General features: G+C 60.8%; 14 protein-coding genes. 5 read left to right on the top strand and 9 right to left on the bottom strand.

Going from position 1 to position 16,733, the window contains the following annotated elements:
* The first annotated feature begins 166 nt into the window (after positions 1-166).
* Positions 167-1,600, top strand: coding sequence for a TolC family outer membrane protein (locus tag BXA01_RS18485; RefSeq protein WP_016771977.1), 1,434 nt, complete (start codon positions 167-169; stop codon positions 1,598-1,600).
* Positions 1,601-2,740: 1,140 nt separating this feature from the next.
* Here BXA01_RS18485 and waaA read toward each other — a convergent pair.
* Both waaA and BXA01_RS18475 read right to left on the bottom strand, forming a co-directional pair.
* Positions 2,741-4,015, bottom strand: a complete 1,275-nt coding sequence (waaA, locus tag BXA01_RS18480; RefSeq protein WP_076565342.1) for a lipid IV(A) 3-deoxy-D-manno-octulosonic acid transferase — start codon at positions 4,013-4,015, stop codon at positions 2,741-2,743.
* Positions 4,016-4,026: 11 nt separating this feature from the next.
* Entirely contained in the window at positions 4,027-4,923 is an 897-nt protein-coding gene (locus BXA01_RS18475) for a LysR family transcriptional regulator (protein ID WP_076565340.1), read from the bottom strand.
* A 107-nt stretch (positions 4,924-5,030) separates the two neighbouring features.
* On the opposite strand from BXA01_RS18475, the gene BXA01_RS18470 reads away from it, so the two are divergent.
* From BXA01_RS18470 to BXA01_RS18455, 4 genes are all read left to right on the top strand, one after another.
* Positions 5,031-5,363, top strand: coding sequence for a DMT family transporter (locus BXA01_RS18470; protein WP_016771980.1), 333 nt, complete (start codon positions 5,031-5,033; stop codon positions 5,361-5,363).
* A gap of 117 nt (positions 5,364-5,480) precedes the next feature.
* The gene (locus tag BXA01_RS18465; RefSeq protein WP_076565337.1) at positions 5,481-6,656 is read left to right on the top strand and encodes an NAD(P)/FAD-dependent oxidoreductase; all 1,176 of its coding nucleotides are present in this window, start codon (positions 5,481-5,483) and stop codon (positions 6,654-6,656) included.
* Positions 6,653-7,465, top strand: coding sequence for an aldo/keto reductase (locus tag BXA01_RS18460; RefSeq protein ID WP_076565335.1), 813 nt, complete (start codon positions 6,653-6,655; stop codon positions 7,463-7,465). Before BXA01_RS18465 ends, BXA01_RS18460 begins: the two co-directional genes overlap by 4 nt.
* A gap of 32 nt (positions 7,466-7,497) precedes the next feature.
* Positions 7,498-8,463 carry a metal ABC transporter ATPase gene (locus BXA01_RS18455; protein ID WP_076565332.1) on the top strand — a complete coding sequence of 322 codons (966 nt, stop codon included), beginning with the start codon at positions 7,498-7,500 and terminating at the stop codon, positions 8,461-8,463.
* On the opposite strand, the gene BXA01_RS18450 is transcribed toward BXA01_RS18455, so the two are convergent.
* The 7 genes from BXA01_RS18450 to msbA all read right to left on the bottom strand — a co-directional run bounded on the left by BXA01_RS18450 (position 8,460) and on the right by msbA (position 16,717).
* Positions 8,460-9,260, bottom strand: a complete 801-nt coding sequence (locus BXA01_RS18450) for a hypothetical protein (protein ID WP_076565330.1) — start codon at positions 9,258-9,260, stop codon at positions 8,460-8,462. The genes BXA01_RS18455 and BXA01_RS18450 overlap by 4 nt on opposite strands.
* A 57-nt stretch (positions 9,261-9,317) precedes the next feature.
* Positions 9,318-10,004, bottom strand: coding sequence for a hypothetical protein (locus tag BXA01_RS18445; protein ID WP_076565328.1), 687 nt, complete (start codon positions 10,002-10,004; stop codon positions 9,318-9,320).
* Positions 10,005-10,979 carry a glycosyltransferase family protein gene (locus tag BXA01_RS18440; RefSeq protein WP_076565326.1) on the bottom strand — a complete coding sequence of 325 codons (975 nt, stop codon included), beginning with the start codon at positions 10,977-10,979 and terminating at the stop codon, positions 10,005-10,007.
* Positions 10,980-11,109: 130 nt separating this feature from the next.
* Positions 11,110-12,531 (bottom strand): bifunctional D-glycero-beta-D-manno-heptose-7-phosphate kinase/D-glycero-beta-D-manno-heptose 1-phosphate adenylyltransferase HldE, encoded by a 1,422-nt coding sequence (hldE, locus tag BXA01_RS18435; RefSeq protein WP_076565323.1) that lies wholly within the window; start codon positions 12,529-12,531, stop codon positions 11,110-11,112.
* A gap of 64 nt (positions 12,532-12,595) precedes the next feature.
* Complete coding sequence (locus tag BXA01_RS18430; protein ID WP_076565321.1) at positions 12,596-13,996, bottom strand: PIG-L deacetylase family protein; 1,401 nt, start codon at positions 13,994-13,996, stop codon at positions 12,596-12,598.
* Between the two features lie 4 nt (positions 13,997-14,000).
* Entirely contained in the window at positions 14,001-14,897 is an 897-nt protein-coding gene (locus BXA01_RS18425) for a GNAT family N-acetyltransferase (protein ID WP_076565319.1), read from the bottom strand.
* The gene (gene msbA / locus BXA01_RS18420; protein ID WP_076565318.1) at positions 14,891-16,717 is read right to left on the bottom strand and encodes a lipid A export permease/ATP-binding protein MsbA; all 1,827 of its coding nucleotides are present in this window, start codon (positions 16,715-16,717) and stop codon (positions 14,891-14,893) included. The genes BXA01_RS18425 and msbA overlap by 7 nt, the downstream gene beginning before the upstream one ends.
* Between the last annotated feature and the right edge of the window lie 16 nt (positions 16,718-16,733).

The following is a 16,733-nucleotide window of genomic DNA, read 5'->3' as shown; positions in this document are numbered from 1 at the left end:
GCAGCGAACGCCATGATGAATGGCGTAAATACCCAGGCTGGCCGATTGTTGCCGGAGCAATGCGCAACTACACTCGCTGGGCCTGCTCAGCCTTGACGCTGTACGGGCTGCGCCTTACCTTTGGCGCCCGGATTACTTCCATAATATTCATGCTAGGGATCGCCTCATGCTGCGCAAACTTTCATTGGCTGTTGCCGTGTCCTGTGCGTCCAACACAATGGCCTGGGCAGCGGAAGCACCCTTGTCGACCAAAACCGATCTGGTCAGCGTCTATCAGGAAGCGGTCGACAACAACGCCGACCTCGCGGCGGCCCGCGCCCAGTATGGCGCGCAGAAAGAAGTGGTGCCGCAGGCTCGCGCCGGTCTGCTGCCGAACCTGTCCGGTGGCGCCGAAGTCGCCGACGTGCGCACCTCGATCGACCAGCCTTCGGCCATCGCCAACCGCAGCGCGCATTCCTACCAGGCGACACTCGCGCAGCCGCTGTTCCGCGCCGATCGCTGGTTCCAGTATCAAGCAGCCAAAGACGTCAACGAACAGGCCGCGCTGCAACTGTCGGCGACCGAACAGAACCTGATCCTGCAATCGGCCGAAAGCTACTTCAACGTGCTGCGCAGCCAGGACAATCTGGCCTCGACCAAGGCTGAAGAAGCGGCGTTCAAACGTCAGCTCGATCAGTCCAACGAGCGCTTCGATGTCGGCCTTTCGGACAAGACCGACGTGCTGCAATCGCAAGCCAGTTACGACACCGCGCGAGCCAACCGCATCGTCGCCCAGCGTCAGGTCGATGACGCGTTCCAGGCGTTGATCACCCTGACCAACCGTCAGTACAACTCGATTCAGGGCATCGTCCACACGCTGCCGATCCTGCCGCCGGCGCCCAACGATGCGAAATCCTGGGTCGACACGGCGGCACGGCAGAACCTCAATCTGCTCGCCAGCAACTACGCGGTCAGCTCCGCCGAACAGACGCTCAAGCAGCGCAAGGCCGGCCACCTGCCGACCCTCGACGCCGTGGCGAAATACGAGAAAGGCGACAACGACGCCCTCGGCTTCGCCAACCCCAACTCGTTCGGCGCGCCCTACGGCGGCAACGTCGAGCAGAGCACCCTGGGCCTGCAACTGAACATCCCGATCTACAGCGGCGGCCTGACCAGTTCGCAAGTGCGTCAGTCCTATGCGCAACTGGATCAGAGCGAACAGCAGCGCGAATCGCTGCGCCGGCAAGTGGTGGAAAACACCCGCAATCTGCACCGCGCGGTAAACACCGACGTCGAGCAGGTGCAGGCGCGCCGCCAGTCGATCATCTCCAACCAGAGCGCGGTGGAAGCCACGGAAATCGGTTATCAGGTCGGCACACGCAACATCGTCGACGTGCTCGATGCGCAGCGCCAGCTGTACACCTCGGTGCGCAACTACAACAACACCCGCTACGACTACATCCTCGACAACCTGCGCCTGAAGCAGGCGGCGGGGACGCTGAACCCTGGTGATCTGGAAGATCTGCGGCGCTATCTGAAAGCCGACTACAACCCGGACAAGGATTTCCTGCCGCCGGATCTGGCGTCGGCGGCTGAAGCGCAGCTCAAGGCCCGGCCATAAGCAATCTGGAATGCATCCCCTGTGGTGAGGGGATTTATCCCGTCCGGCTGCGCAGCAGTCGTAAATCCTGCTTGCCAGATCTGACTGAATCACCGCGCCGAATGGTTTTGGGGCCGCTTCGCAACCCAGCGGGGATGAATCCCTGTGGTGAGGGGATTTATCCCCGTCCGGCTGCGCAGCAGTCGTAAATCCTGCTTGCCAGATCTGACCGAATCACCGCGCTGAATGGTTTTGGGGCTGCTCCGCAACCCAGCGGGGATAAATCCCCTCACCACAGTAATATTCCAGGCGACTATTGGATCAGCCGCGCCAAGCCATCCAGCCAAAGGCCCGGCCATAAACAATCTGGAATGAAACCCCTGTGGTGAGGGGATTTATCCCCGTCCGGCTGCGCAGCAGTCGTAAATCCTGCTTGTCAGATTTGACTGAATCACCGCGTTGAATGGTTTTGGGGCTGCTTCGCAACCGAGCGGGGATGAATCCCTGTGGTGAGGGGATTTATCCCCTTCCGGCTGCGCAGGAGTCGTAAATCCTGCTTGCCAGATCTGGCCGAATCAACGCGCTGAATGGTTTTGGGGCTGCTTCGCAACCCAACGGGGATAAATCCCCTCACCACAGTAATATTCCAGGCGACTATTGGATCAGCCGCGCCAGACCATCCAGCCAAAGGCCCCGGCCATAAACAATCTGGAATGAATCCCTGTGGTGAGGGGATTTATCCCCGTCCGGCTGCGCAGCAGTCGTAAATCCTGCTTGCCAGATCTGACTGAATCACCGCGTTGAATGGTCTTGTGGCTGCTTCGCAACCCAGCGGGGATGAACCCCTGTGGTGAGGGGATTTATCCCCGTCCGGCTGCGCAGCAGTCGTAAATCCTGCCTGCCAGATCTGACTGAATCACCGCGTTGAATGGTCTTGGGGCTGCTTCGCAACCCAGCGGGGATGAATCCCCTCCCCACAGTAAGACCGGGCCATAAACAATCTGGAAATTCCCTGTGGTGAGGGGATTTATCCCGTCCCGCTGCGCAGCAGTCGTAAATCCTGCTTGCCAGATCTGACTGAATCACCGCGTTGAATGGTTTTGGGACTGCTTCGCAACCCAGCGGGGATAAATCCCCTCGCCACAGTAATATTCCAGGCGACTATTGGATCAGCCGCGCCAAGCCATCCAGCAGCCGCTGCAATGCGCCCTGATTGCGCCGCATCACCGCCAGCCCGGCCTCGGCCATGCGCTGCGCATCACGCGGCAGTTCGAACAAGCGCTGCACCTCGACTGCTAGGCCTTCGGCATCATCCACTTCGGCCAATGCCCCGGCTTCGCGCAGTTGCGCAGCGATGTCGAGGAAGTTGAACAGGTGCGGGCCGCTGAGTACCGGTTTCGCCAGCGCGGCGGGTTCGAGCAGGTTGTGCCCGCCATTCGGCACCAGACTGCCGCCGACAAATGCGCTGTCGGCCAGGGCATAGAGAAACAGCAACTCGCCCATGGTGTCGCCGAGCAGCACGCTCGTCTGCGCATCGACATTGGCCCCGGTCGAGCGACGTACCGTGGCGAAACCTTCGCGCTGGCATAGGTCGAACACCGAATTGAAGCGCTCCGGATGACGCGGCACCAGAATCAATAATGCATCCGGATGATTGGCCAACAGGCGACGATGGGCGTCGAGCACCACTTCATCTTCGCCTTCGTGAGTGCTCGCGGCGATCCACACGGGACGATCCTGCGCCTGCCATTGGCTACGCAGATCGGCTGCACGCTGCAACAGTTGCGGATCGATGGTCAGGTCGAACTTGATCGAACCGGTGACCTCGACAGATCCAGGCCGCGCGCCGAGATCGCGGAAGCGCTGGGCCTCGGCTTCGGTCTGCACCGCCAACAGGCTCATCTCGGCAAGCATCGGCGCGGTGAGTTTGCTGAAGCGGCCATAGCCTTTGGCGGAACGCTGCGACAACCGTCCATTGGCCAGCGCCACCGGAATTCCGCGCTTGGCACACTGATGAATGTGGTTGGGCCACAGCTCGGTTTCCATGATCACCGCAAGTTTCGGCTGCACGCGATCAAGAAAACGCGCCGCCGCACAAGGCAAGTCATACGGCAGATAGCAGTGTTGAATGCGCGATTCGTTGGCGAACAGTGCCTGAATCCGCTCCGAACCGGTCGGGGTCATGCAGGTCACGGTGATCGGCAGCGTCGGATAGCGTTCCAGCAGCGCGCGGATCATCGGCGCGGCGGCAATGCTTTCGCCCACCGATACCGCGTGCACCCAAATGCCGCCGGGCTGCAAGGTCGGCATGCCAAGAGTAAAGCGCTCGCCAATCCGTTTGGCATACGCCGGCGCCTTGCGTGCGCGCAGCCACAGCCGAATCGCCACCAATGGCAGCCCCAGGTAAAACAGCGCGGTGTAGAGAGTTCTATTCATGGCGGCGGAGTTTATCGGCTTTTGTCGCCGATCGCCCGCAAGTGCACGGCAAAACGTTCCGCCAGCCAGCGCGCGGCCGGGCCGAGCGGTTCGTCGCGGCGCCAGACCAGTTCCACCACCAATGCCGGCGGCGTCCATTCGCTATCGAGTTCAACCATTTGGCCCTGATACGCCGAGTACTGCACAACGTGGCGCGGCAACCACGCCCAACCGAGATCGCGCACCAGCCATTCGGACATCACGTAAAAGCTGTCGGCGCGCCACACCTGTGGGCTGGCCGGCTCGTTGCCGGGATAGACGCTGGTCTGCGTCGACATCAGCAATTGCCGGTGCTGCGCCAGTTGCTGGCAGGTCACATAGGACTGCTGCGCCAGCGGATGATTGACGCCACAGACCGTGACCATTTCCACTCGACCCAGTACGCGGCGCTCAAGGGCTTCGGGGATTTCATCGTGATAGAACAGCAGGCCGAGGTCGGCGCGACGTTCGACCAGTTTGCGCGCGACTTCGCCTTGGGCGGCGCTGGTCAGTTGCACTTCCAGGCTGGGAAACTGCTCGGCCAGTTCACCGAAACTTTCCACCAGCGCCTGATACGGCATCGCCTCGTCCTGAGCCACCCGCAACTGTGCCTCCTGACCGCGCAGCATCGCCATGGCCCTGCCGTTGAGGCGCTCGCACTGGCGCAACACTTCCCGCGCCTCTTCCAGCAACGCCGCGCCCGCCTCGGTGAGCATCGGCTGCCGACCGCTGCTGCGCTCGAACAGGCTTACGCCCAAATCCTCTTCAAGCATCGCAACGGCGCTGCTGATCGCCGACTGCGCCTTGCGTTGTCGACGTGCCGCGGCGGAGAACGAACGCTGTTCGGCGACGTCGACAAATATGCGTAGCTGCTCAAGATTCCATTGCATGCTTGCTGCCAACCCATCTCCAGAACAGATAGGTAATGACTTTACCCCATTTGAGCAATCCCTAGAATGTCACTCCAGCAAGCAATGATTTATTTGAGGATCAAACCATGAACGCCTACGTCTATCTGGCCATCGCCATCTGCGCCGAAGTGATCGCCACCGTTTCGATGAAAGCGGTCAAGGGCTTCAGCACGCCGCTGCCGCTGATTCTGGTGATTGTCGGCTACGGGATCGCATTCTGGATGCTGACGCTGGTGGTGCGCACCGTACCGGTGGGCGTTGCCTACGCGGTCTGGGCGGGGATGGGCATTGTCATGGTCAGCGTCGCCGCTCTGTTCATTTACGGGCAGAAGCTCGACGTACCGGCGATGCTGGGGATGGCGTTGATCGTGCTGGGGGTCGTTGTGATTCAGCTGTTTTCGAAAACCGCCGGGCATTAAAAAGCAGCAGCAAGCTTCAAGCGGCAAGCCGCAAGCATTGCTGATTTGCTGGTCCGGGTTGCAGCTTGCAGCTTGAAGCTTGAAACTTGCGGCTTCTTCAAGCTCCGAGGTCGCTGCATGCCATCCGTTATTTCCACCGACGTTCTGATTGTCGGCGCTGGTGTCGCCGGCCTCTGGCTGAATGCGCGCCTGCGCCGTCAGGGTTTTTCGACCGTGCTGGTGGAAAGCGCCAGCCTCGGTGGCGGGCAGAGCGTGAAGTCCCAGGGCATCATCCACGGCGGCGCCAAGTACGCGCTGCACGGCGCGCTGACCGGGGCCTCGGAAGCCATCGCCGACATGCCGCGCCGCTGGCGCGAGGCGCTGGCCGGTAATGGTGAGCTGGATCTGTCCGGCGTGCGCCTGCTGTCCGAAGCCCATTACCTGTGGTCGCCAGGCACTTTGGCCGGCAATCTGACAAGTTTCTTCGCCAGTAAAGCCGTGCGTGGCCGGGTCGATCAGGTCAAGGGCGATGAACTGCCGCTGGCCCTGCAGGACAAGCGCTTCAAGGGCAAGGTCTATCGCCTCGCCGAACTGGTAGTGGATGTCCCGAGCCTGATCCAGCGTCTGGCCGAGCTGGCCGGTGACGGTCTGCTCGCCGGGCAGGTCATCGAGCCGCTGCTGGAAGCCGGCGTGCTGGTCGGCCTGAAAGTCGACGGCCGTGAGATCCGCGCCCAGCGCATCGTCCTCAGCGCCGGCGCCGGCACAGCCGAATTGCTTGAAGCCTTGGGCCTGAGCCGTCCGGCCATGCAGCGCCGCCCCCTGCACATGATCCTCGCCAAAGGTCCCGGCTTGAAACCGTTGTACGCGCACTGCCTGGGCGGCGGCACCAAGCCGCGCATTACCGTGACCACGCATCCGGCCGCTGACGGCCAGTGGGTCTGGTACATGGGCGGCGACATCGCCGAAAGCGAAGGCGTGGCCCGCGAGCCGGCCGAACAGATCGCCACCGCGCAAAAGGAAATCGCTCAACTGCTGCCGTGGATCGACCTCAGCACCACGCAATGGGCAACCCTGCGCGTCGATCGCGCCGAGCCGCTGCAAACCGGCCTGACCCGCCCGGACAACGCGTTCCTCGCCGAAGAAGGTCGCTTGCTCGTCGGCTGGCCGACCAAACTGGCACTGGCGCCAGACTTCGCCGACCGCGTTATCGCCTCGCTGCAACGCGACGGCATCCAGCCGCAGGCGACCGAGCCGCTGCCGCCGCTGCCGAAACCGCCGCTCGGTGTACCGGCGTGGGAGCAACTGCTGCCATGACCATCGCCACTCTGCACGAACTGCATCGCCCACTGGGCAGCACCGGCCTGACGGTTTCGCCACTGGGTCTGGGCACGGTCAAACTCGGCCGCGATCAAGGGGTGAAATACCCCAATGGCTTTCAGATTCCCGGCGATGACGAGGCGCGCATGCTGCTGCGCCAGGCGCGCGTCTTGGGAATCAACCTGATCGATACCGCACCGGCCTATGGTCGCAGCGAAGAACGCCTCGGCCCGCTACTGCGCGGTCAGCGTCAGGATTGGGTGATTGTCAGCAAGGTCGGCGAAGAGTTTGCCGATGGCCTGTCGCGTCACGACTTCAGCGCCGCGCACACGCGGATGTCGGTCGAGCGCAGCCTGCAACGTCTGGAAACGGATTTTATCGATCTGGTCCTCGTGCACTCGGACGGTAACGACATGGCCATCCTCGAGCACGAAGAGGTCTACGCCACCCTCGCGGCGCTGAAGGCCGAGGGCAAGATTCGCGGCTTCGGTTTTTCCGGCAAAACCGTCGAAGGTGGCTTGAAAGCGCTGGAGCAAGGCGACTGCGCGATGGTCACCTACAATCTGAACGAACAAAACGAAAAGGCGGTCATTGACTATGCTGCTGCCCACGGCAAAGCCATTCTGGTGAAAAAAGCCCTGGCCAGCGGTCATGTCTGTCTGAGTCCGGGAGTCGATCCGGTGCGCGCCAGCTTCGAGTTGCTGTTCACTCATCCCGGCGTTGCCAGTGCTATTGTCGGCACGATCAATCCGCTGCACCTCGCCCATAACGTAGCGACCGTTGCCCAGGTCCTGCGTAGTCACTGACGCCGCCCCGCGGCCTTAAGCCAGGAGCCGATATGCCGCGCACGCTCATCCGCAAGAACCCGAGCAACTTCAAGACACTGCCGCTGTTCGTCGAAGCCACACCCGAAGGCCTGAGCTATCAGAGCGTCGGCATGCCGCTGAACTTCGCCCAGACCCTGCAACGGCGTAAACCGGTCAGCGTCGCCGACAGCGAGCGCTTTGCCCTGGAACTGGCCAACCTCGGCGTGTCCGTGCGCCTGACCCTGCACTGGCAGAATCGCGATTACTGGGTGCTGGTGCGCCAGCGTCGGCAGGATCGCGGCGACGTGGTACTGAAGCTGATTTCCGGCTACGTGCCGGCCCATGAGCTGAATATTCCGCTGCACACGGCGATTCAGGAAATTGCCGAAGAGTGCCTGCTGGAAACCCCGGAAGGCTGGCTCGGCGGGCGTTTCAACGAGACTTGGCTGCCGGCGCCCTACTCCGCTGCGCTGCATTACCGTGAGGCGTTGCCGTTTCGCCTGACGCCGTTGTCCGGTTCGGCGCGTCCGGTGCGCTGCGCCAACCTGCAATTGCTGGAGCGACCAAGGGCGTACGTGCATCTGCCGACGGCGTCCCTGCAATTGATCTATGACTTGCGCCTGGACGTGCCCAGGGAAGCCAAATCGCTGAGCTTGTTTCATGTCGATGAACGCCTGGAAGGAGATCAGTTGGTCGCGCGCCTCGACCGAAAACGTCCTGACCTGTATTTGATGCCACTCAAGGACGGCGCACCAACCGCCGAGCTGTTCACCCTCAAACGCGACAAGCTGATACCGGCCAGCACTCGCGGCATTCACCTGGCCGAGAGCTTCGCTACGCAACAAGGCTGGGTCGTGCACGACGAACGCATTCGCTGGAAGGACTGGCTGGTGCAACAGGGTCTGACACCGGCGAAAGCGCCACGCACCGGCCTCAAGCAGTTGAGCATCAAGGCACTGCGCCTGGTCGGGCTGGGCAGGAAACGCGCGAGCCGCTAGCGCCGGCGATCCCACCAGGTGCGTAATGTCGCGAATAAGTGGAAGTAGCGGTTTTCGCGCTTGCCCATGCCACGCTTGGGGGAGAACGACTCTTCGGCAAATGCGCCGGTGATGCGCACGCGGGAGGCCTGGATCGGCAATGTGCAGACCTTGGCGCCTGCCTCAAGCAGGGCGTATTTGAGCAAACGCTCGGAGTGCAGCTTGCGGCCGGTCGCCTTGCAGAAATCGAAGATGCGTTCGATGCGTTTGCCGTACGCAACGTAGGTGTCACGACCGCATACGGCAAAACGGTCATTGAGGCCACCCCACCACTGCCAGTCCGGGATATAAACGTGGTGCCGCCGCGCCTCGGCGTGGTTGAACAAGTAGCCTGGCAGCGCGGTGTGGAAGAAATTGTCCGGCCGCACAAACACCACGAAGTCGGGATCGAATGACTCGATCTCGCTGGTTACCGTATGCAAGGAGTTCAACTGATAGATCAGGTTACGCAGCGATGCATAGTCATCGGCCCAGGTATCACCCTGTGCCTTGACCCGCTCGAAATCCCAGCGCTCCAGCACGCCTTCGGTCGAGGTAAGCGCGCCGCTCATGGATTCGAACGGCTGATAGTTGTCAGCCGCCAGCTCGCCTCTCTCGCCGGAACGCGAATTCTGCACTTCATCGACTTTATACAGATGATAAAAGCACTGCACCTCGCTGCCCGCAGGCAACTGCGCCAGTACGTTCTGTTCGATTGAAGGGAAGCAGATCGGCGAATTTCTTGGAATCCCGAAAAACGCCACGGCAATTTTCAACACTCGATTGCACCTATGAAAAAATGATTCGGCCCGGCAGGCACCTTAATGCGGCGTGGCTTATTTACGCTTGAACAGTTTCTGCCACCAGCGCCGGGGTTGCAGCGCTACGACTATCACATCGGACTTTTGCAACCAGTCCCGCTCGTAATCCCAGGCATGGCCACCCCACAGCTTCCCCGCTTCGTTGGAGAAACCCAGGGTCATCAACTGATAGGTATAACCGAGATGCCCGCGCAGCCAGTCGAGCAGCACCAGCGTGTTGAAGCCTGTGGAGGGGCCGACGTAGCGCTTGCCGCCCGAGCGGTCGACCGGGTAGTTCCACAGCGGCGGTAACGGAATGCGATCCCAGTACATCGCAACGCGAGGCAACGGGCACATCGGTGCTGCGCAACCCACCAGCATGGTGAAGCAGCGCTCGCTCGAGCGGTCGAACAGTCGCTGTACGTCCGCATTGCCGGGCAGACCGAAAAAATAGGCGTCCGGCGCGTTGTAACCGTGCACGAAGAGATTGACGCTTTGCTCATTGAGCAGCGTCGCCTTGATGCAGTGATTGAAACTGACGACGACGTCATCCACGCCGATATTCAGCGCCGCGAAGTCGGCTGCGGTAATTGCTGGATTATTGGCAATCAATACGACGCGTGCTGCACGGCCAAGAACATCTTGTAAAGCTTCGGGCAAGGCTTGCAAAACCGACTGGTCACCACCGGGCAGCGCATCCAGCGCCATGTAGTCGTCCGTCATTCAGGCCGGCACCTTCATGCCATAACGCAGCTTCACCCAGAATCGGGTAAAACCCGACGGCGGCTGCCAAGGGCGCATCTCGCCTTGTATGGCTTCGGCGAGCGCCTGGCCGACCCGCGCAAACGAGTAACGGCTTTCAGCAAACGCCTGGCCGTTGCTGGCAATTCGCTGCGCCAGTTCCGGGTCGTCCTGCAGCAGCTTGATCTTCGTTACCGCCTCGTCTTCGCTGCGGTAGAACACGGTGTTGTGCATGTCTTCGAAACCGAGCAACCGGTCTTCTTCGCCTTGGCTCCAGGCCAGCAGCACACAGCCGCAAGCCATGGCTTCGAAGTTCTTGATCATGAACTCGTTCATGCCGATGTCGGCGCTGACGAAGATTTTGATGCGATTGAGAGTTTCCAGATATTCCGCACCCGATTTGGTACGGGTCACGAGCATCCCGGTGCGCTGTGAAAGGGCTTCAAGCATGGCCTTGCGCTCGGCGTACTCGGTACTCTTCAAGCTGCCGAGGAAGCCGATCGGGATATCGCGCTCGACTCCGGTGTTGTGCAGCATTTGCTCGTCGTAGCCTTTGGAGACGAACACGGTATCGATGCCTTCGGCGAGCATCTTGCGCGCGACCACTGCGCCGGAAACCAGCGCGCGGCAGCTCGGCAATCGGCTGTACAAGCGCGAATAAACACCACGGTATTTACTGGCCGGCATGTAGTTCTGATAGGCATCGTGCTCGAGAAACACCAGCCCTGGAATGCACTTGAGCACCCGCAGTTGCGGCGCCAGACGCTTGACCCGGGAGAAGATCACCACGCGATCAAAGGTCTGGTACTCGACCGAAGCCAGAAAGGCTCCGAGGTTCATCTGCTGCTGTTTGCTCAGACGATAGATGAAACATTCATCGCAGTTCTGCTGAACGATGTCATAGAGCCGGTCGAGAATGACCCGCTGCTCGTCCATCACCAGAAGCATGACTTTCATAGATTAATCGACCACGTAACGTAGGCAGGCAAGCGAAGCGGATTCAAACCTGCCAACATCGACGGAAACGGTGAAATCCCCAAGGCAAAATCCGTTCACACGCGGTACACAACGGTAAAAATTCATCTGATCAGCGACTGCGGATTTTTTCGACAATTGCGGTCGTCGAGCTGTTTTCCACCAGTCCTAACACTTTCACGGTACCGCCGTAAGCGGTGACGATATCTGCACCGACAACCTGATCGATGCCGTAATCGCCACCCTTGACCAGCACATCCGGCTTGACCTCGCGCAGCAGATTCTCTGGCGTGCCTTCCGGGAAGCTGATGACCCAGTCCACGGCACCGAGGCCCGCCAGAACCGCCATGCGCCGGTCGACACTATTGATCGGGCGACCGGGGCCTTTCAGGCGACTGACCGAAGCATCGTCGTTGACTGCGACAATCAGTCGATCGCCTTGGGCTCGTGCCTGCTCAAGATAAGTCACATGGCCGGCGTGGAGGATGTCGAAGCAGCCATTGGTGAAGACGATTCGTTCGTTATGCGCACGGGCGTCGGCGACGGCCAGCACCAGTTGCTCAAGCCCCAGCACGCCGCGCTCGGAGCCTTCTTCACGCTGAATGGCGCGGCGCAGTTCCGGGGCACTGATGGCCGCGGTACCAAGCTTGCCGACCACAATACCCGCCGCCAGGTTGGCCAGGGCCACGGCGTGTGGCAGATCCTCACCGGCAGCAATCGCCGCGGCCAGGGTCGAAATCACGGTGTCGCCGGCGCCGGTCACATCGAACACTTCCCGGGCACGCGCTGGCAAATGCAACGCCGGTTGATCCGGGCGCAGCAGGGTCATGCCGTGTTCGCCACGGGTGACCAGCAGTGCTCCCAGCTCCAGATCGTGCATTAACGTTGCGCCCTTGCTGACGAGTTCGTGTTCGTCAACGCAACCGCCGACGATGGCTTCGAATTCGCTGAGGTTCGGCGTGATCAGGCTGGCGCCACGGTAGATCGAGAAGTCCTTGCCTTTCGGATCGGCCAGCACCGGGATGTTCTTCGCCCGTGCCGCCTGGATCAGCGCCTGATGGTTTTTCAGCGCGCCTTTGCCGTAGTCGGAAAGCACCAGCACCTTGATGCCTTCGAGGAGGTCATCGACCTGCGAGCCGAGCGCCAAAGCGTCGGTGGCGAACGGTTCTTCGAAGTCGATACGCAGCAATTGCTGGTGCCGGCTCATGACCCGCAGCTTGACGATGGTCGGCTGGTGCGCAATGCGCTGGAACAAAGCCCGTACGCCGGCGCCCTTGAGACTGTTGCTCAGGCTGTCGGCGGCCTCGTCATCACCGGTCACACCGACCAGCGACGCCGGCGCACCGAGCGCGGCAATGTTCAAGGCAACGTTGGCGGCACCGCCCGGACGGTCTTCGATCTGCTCAACCTTAACGACCGGCACCGGCGCCTCAGGGGAAATCCGTGAGGTTCCGCCATGCCAGTAACGGTCGAGCATGACATCGCCGACTACCAAGACCGGGGCTTGATCGAAACGCGGCATGGACAACTTCATGGAGCAACCCACATACAAAATGAACAGGGGCGCGATATTACCACAGGGTAAAGCGCCGTCCGCCTCAATCTGAAAGGTCGCGTACCCAGAACAGTTCATGACGCCGGACTGCCTTGCGGAAAAACTCGTTACTGCCTGTGACGGGCCAGCGACGTCCCGCCAGCACCTGTTGAATGACGCGACGCAACTGCCGCTTGAACCCGAGCGAGCCCTGCAGGTCATGCTCCATGGCCAGCGCCATCGCCTTGTCCAATTGCACATCCGCTGACAGCAATGGACTCCATAGACGATCGGACGGCAACGGCTCGATTGCCGGCGGCAGCGCGATACCGCCACCGGCCGGGCCCATTGGCCAGCGATCATTGTCATGCAGATGATTGGCGTACATCAGCAACGTCGACGGCTTCCACGTACTGGCCGTAATGGCTTCCAGCACGGCACGGGTGGAAGCGACGTGATCACTGTGCGGGTCCAGCTCGGGATGAGGAGTGACAATGACATCGGGACGAAAGTGCTCGAGCAATTGCCGTATATCACCGACGAGATTGATCCAGGTCGGCGCACCATCGACATCGCCGGGGAGTTTGAGCGGATTGTGCTGCCGAACACTGCGCACATCGTTTTCGCCGGATTCCCGCGAGCCGAATGGTGTGTCCGGCTCCTCGGCCATCGCCGGCAACTGCAGACAGTAATAGCCCAGCTGTACGCAACGACTGGCCTGCACCCCGCCCCACAATGGGATGCTCAGGCTATCCCAACTACGCAGCCTGCCCTTCAGGCGAGCGGCTTGAGCCTTGTCCAGTCCGAGGCGCTGGAAGTAGTCGGCTTCGATTTCGCCTTGGGTCAGCGTAACGATGCTTGCTTCTGCGCAGCGACTGTAAAGCCCGAACGCAGCCAGCTCGGCATCATCGGCGTGGGGCGCGATAACCATCACCCGTTGCTGCGCGTAATCGGGATTGCTCATTACCCACAGTGTGCCGCTGGAACTCAGCGTGCAATGCCGTCCACGCACTGTCAGGGTATTGTCGCCAAGCGCCGCCGCCTGCCCGGACAGATTGAGAAAACGCCAGCCGTCTACGCCCCGCTCGAAGTCCTGGCGATCGTCGTCCAGCTCGACATAAGGATCCAGCCAGCGCCCGAGCCAGGTCGCCTTGACTTCAAGCTCAAGCACCAGCGTTTCTCCCGGCGCCAGCGACTCGCTCAGACGCAGGACACCGGCATCCAGATTCACGGGCTGCTGCGCAGCATCCTCAGGGAAGTGATATTGATAGTCGTCGCTCGCGCGATAGAACAGGTGATCGGCAAACCACGCCTCATGCGCCACCCACGTCAAGACCAGCAGCACCGGCACCAGCCACCAGCCCAGCAAGAAGCCGGCCGCCACCAGCGCGATCGCAAACGCGATAAGGAACAAGCGTTTGCTGCGTCGGTGCGCCTTGAGAAGCTGTTGCTTGCGAGCAGTCATGGTTTCAGACCTTGTAGACGGGCACCGTATGGCACCAGCGATCCTTGTATTCGCGGTCGGCACGGCCGAACGAATAGCGCAGTGTCTTGCCCAACGCCTGAGCATCCGCCCACGCTTGCTGGGTGTTGACGAAACTCAACACGCTGCCCGGACTGAACTCGCGGCTTTGCGGGTCGACACCACCGTTGACGTATTCCAGCGATACCCATTGCGGCGCTTCGACACGGTAGAGAATCTGGATGGCGACAGGCGCCGACTCGAGCATCACCACCGAGCCGGTCATGAACTCGCGCAAGAGAGTGAAGACTTCGACCAGCCCGGCCTTGCCGGGCACTTCAAAGCCCCATCGGCGCTGGAACAGATCACCGTAAGCGGCGGCCTGCTCCTGTGGTGTCAAGTCGGACATCGGAATCAGCGTACCGCCCGCCTCTTCCAACAGGCGCTGTTCGCGGCGCTGGTTGTAACGAAACTTCTTCGAATAATCCTCAGGCAGCCGCGCCAGCGCCAGCCCTTCCGGCTGCGCGCGCAGGGTGCTGATCTGCTCGGCATTGAGTTGCGAAACATATGCCATGCGCTGGCGCACCGGAACCACGACATCCGCAGCAATCGGCAGAATCAGTTCGGCGTTGCCCATGTCCAGCAGCCCGCGCTTGCCTTCGCGCTTGAGGACTTCCTTGGACAGCGCGGCGTGCCTGCCCCAGCAAGCAACAGCCGCGACGACTTCGCCATCGACGACCCAGCCCAGGTAGTGCAGCTTGATGCCGACAAACGTCGACAACCGCTCCACCACTTCGGGATGAGTTGCAAAACTGCCACCGAATCGCTGCCAGGCCTGTGCATAGGCTGCCTGATCAATCTCGCTCCAGCCGCGCTCCCGCCAAGCGCGAAACGCCGTCAGCATAGGTCGGTCACATGGGTCGGTTGCGGCTCATCGCCTTCTTCAAATTCCTTGGCGTGCAAGCGTGCGTAGTAGCCGTTTTGCCCCAGAAGCTGGGCATGGGTGCCCCGCTCGACGATCTTGCCTTCGTCCATGACCAGAATCAGATCAGCCTTTTCGATCGTACTCAGGCGGTGAGCGATCACCAGCGTCGTGCGGTTCTGCACAACATGATCTAGAGCCGCCTGAATATGCCGTTCCGATTCGGTATCCAGGGCCGAGGTGGCCTCATCGAGAATCAGCAGCGGCGCATCCTTGAGCAACGCCCGCGCAATGGCGATGCGCTGACGCTGACCACCGGACAGCAACACACCATTTTCGCCGACCAGGGTTTCATAGCCCTGCGGCATCTTGACGATGAACTCATCGGCGTAGGCTTCGGTCGCCGCGCGCTTGACCTCATCGAACGGTGCGCCCGCCAGATCGCCGTAAGCGATGTTATTGGTCACCGTGTCGTTGAACAGCGTGACCTGTTGGGTCACCAGGGCAATCTGCCGACGCAGGCTGCGCAGGGTCAGGTCCTGTACCTGCACATCATCGAGCAGAATCTGCCCATGTTCCTGCTCATGTTGGTAGAAGCGCGGAATCAGGCCGGCCAGGGTCGACTTGCCACTGCCGGAACGACCGACCAGCGCGACCATTTGTCCTGGCTCGACGACGAAACTTATGTCATCGAGGACCTTCTTTTCACTGTCGGGATAACTGAAGCTGAGGTTGCGCACTTCGAGGCGACCTTGCAGACGGTCGCGCTCGACCGTGCCGTTATCGACTTCTGCCGGCTCGTCCAGCTGCTCGAAAATGCTCTCGGCACCGGCCACGCCCTTCTGGATCGTCGAGCTGACTTCCGAGAGCTGGCGAATCGGTTTTGGCAGCAGGCCGGCCATGGTGATGTAGGCCACCAGATCACCCGGCGATGCATCACCACGAAGGTACAGCACCAGGAACATCACCACCGCCATGGCGCTATATGTCACCAATTGCAGCATCGGCGTATACACCGCACCGGTCTTGGTCATGGTCAGTTGCTTGTCGGTGTTGCTTTGGCTGGCGTCGTGAAAGCGAACCTTTTCGTAGGTTTCGCCACCAAAGCTGCGCACCACGCGGTAACCATGAATCGTCTCGGACGCCACATGCGTGACGTTGCCCATCGACACTTGAATCTTTTTGCTCTGCTTGCGGAATTTCTTGCTGGTGCTGTTCACCATCAGGCCGATCACCGGCAGGATGGCGACCATCACCAGGGTCAGCTTCCAGTTCATCCACAACAGGGTGCAGAACAGGAAAATTACGGTCATGCCTTCGCGGATTACCACTTTGATCGCGTCGGTGGCGGCGCCGGTGACCATGGTCACGTTGAAGGTGATACGTGAAATCAGGTGGCCGGAGTTGTTCTTGTCGAAATAACTGTTGGGCAGATCCAGCAATTTATTGAACAGCACCACACGCAGGTCATGCACCAGCCCCAGGGAAACACGCGCCAGGAAGTAGTTGCCCAGGTACGAACCGACGCCTTGCCACACGGCAATCAGCACGATCAATAAAGGCACGCTTTCGAGCAACTGCAGCTTGCCCAGATAAGGATTGCCGGGAAACAGGCTGGCCTCAGGATTGGCCAGGCCGTCGACGAAATACTTGAGGATGTAAGCGAGCATCGGTTGGGTCGATGCGAAGATCAGGAAGCCGACGATACTCAGGATGAACAGGCCGGCGTAGGGACGCACGTAAGCCAAAAGGCGGAAATAGATCGCCAGCGTTGACTGGGCTTTCGGTTCAGGACTGCTCATGGGAATCCGCGTAAAT

The organism is Pseudomonas sp. B10 (genome assembly GCF_900156235.1).
GTDB lineage: Bacteria > Pseudomonadota > Gammaproteobacteria > Pseudomonadales > Pseudomonadaceae > Aquipseudomonas > Aquipseudomonas siliginis.
This window is presented reverse-complemented; position numbering and strand designations above follow the sequence as displayed.

What these genes read in the sequence shown, in the direction of transcription:
- waaA (WP_076565342.1), bottom strand. Translation starts at nt 4,015, where the DNA reads ATGAATAGAACTCTCTACACCGCGCTGTTTTACCTGGGGCTGCCATTG.
- BXA01_RS18440 (WP_076565326.1), bottom strand. Translation starts at nt 10,979, where the DNA reads ATGAAAGTCATGCTTCTGGTGATGGACGAGCAGCGGGTCATTCTCGAC.
- BXA01_RS18445 (WP_076565328.1), bottom strand. Translation starts at nt 10,004, where the DNA reads ATGACGGACGACTACATGGCGCTGGATGCGCTGCCCGGTGGTGACCAG.
- BXA01_RS18485 (WP_016771977.1), top strand. Translation starts at nt 167, where the DNA reads ATGCTGCGCAAACTTTCATTGGCTGTTGCCGTGTCCTGTGCGTCCAAC.
- BXA01_RS18430 (WP_076565321.1), bottom strand. Translation starts at nt 13,996, where the DNA reads ATGACTGCTCGCAAGCAACAGCTTCTCAAGGCGCACCGACGCAGCAAA.
- BXA01_RS18455 (WP_076565332.1), top strand. Translation starts at nt 7,498, where the DNA reads ATGCCGCGCACGCTCATCCGCAAGAACCCGAGCAACTTCAAGACACTG.
- BXA01_RS18470 (WP_016771980.1), top strand. Translation starts at nt 5,031, where the DNA reads ATGAACGCCTACGTCTATCTGGCCATCGCCATCTGCGCCGAAGTGATC.
- BXA01_RS18465 (WP_076565337.1), top strand. Translation starts at nt 5,481, where the DNA reads ATGCCATCCGTTATTTCCACCGACGTTCTGATTGTCGGCGCTGGTGTC.
- msbA (WP_076565318.1), bottom strand. Translation starts at nt 16,717, where the DNA reads ATGAGCAGTCCTGAACCGAAAGCCCAGTCAACGCTGGCGATCTATTTC.
- BXA01_RS18460 (WP_076565335.1), top strand. Translation starts at nt 6,653, where the DNA reads ATGACCATCGCCACTCTGCACGAACTGCATCGCCCACTGGGCAGCACC.
- BXA01_RS18475 (WP_076565340.1), bottom strand. Translation starts at nt 4,923, where the DNA reads ATGCAATGGAATCTTGAGCAGCTACGCATATTTGTCGACGTCGCCGAA.
- hldE (WP_076565323.1), bottom strand. Translation starts at nt 12,531, where the DNA reads ATGAAGTTGTCCATGCCGCGTTTCGATCAAGCCCCGGTCTTGGTAGTC.
- BXA01_RS18425 (WP_076565319.1), bottom strand. Translation starts at nt 14,897, where the DNA reads ATGCTGACGGCGTTTCGCGCTTGGCGGGAGCGCGGCTGGAGCGAGATT.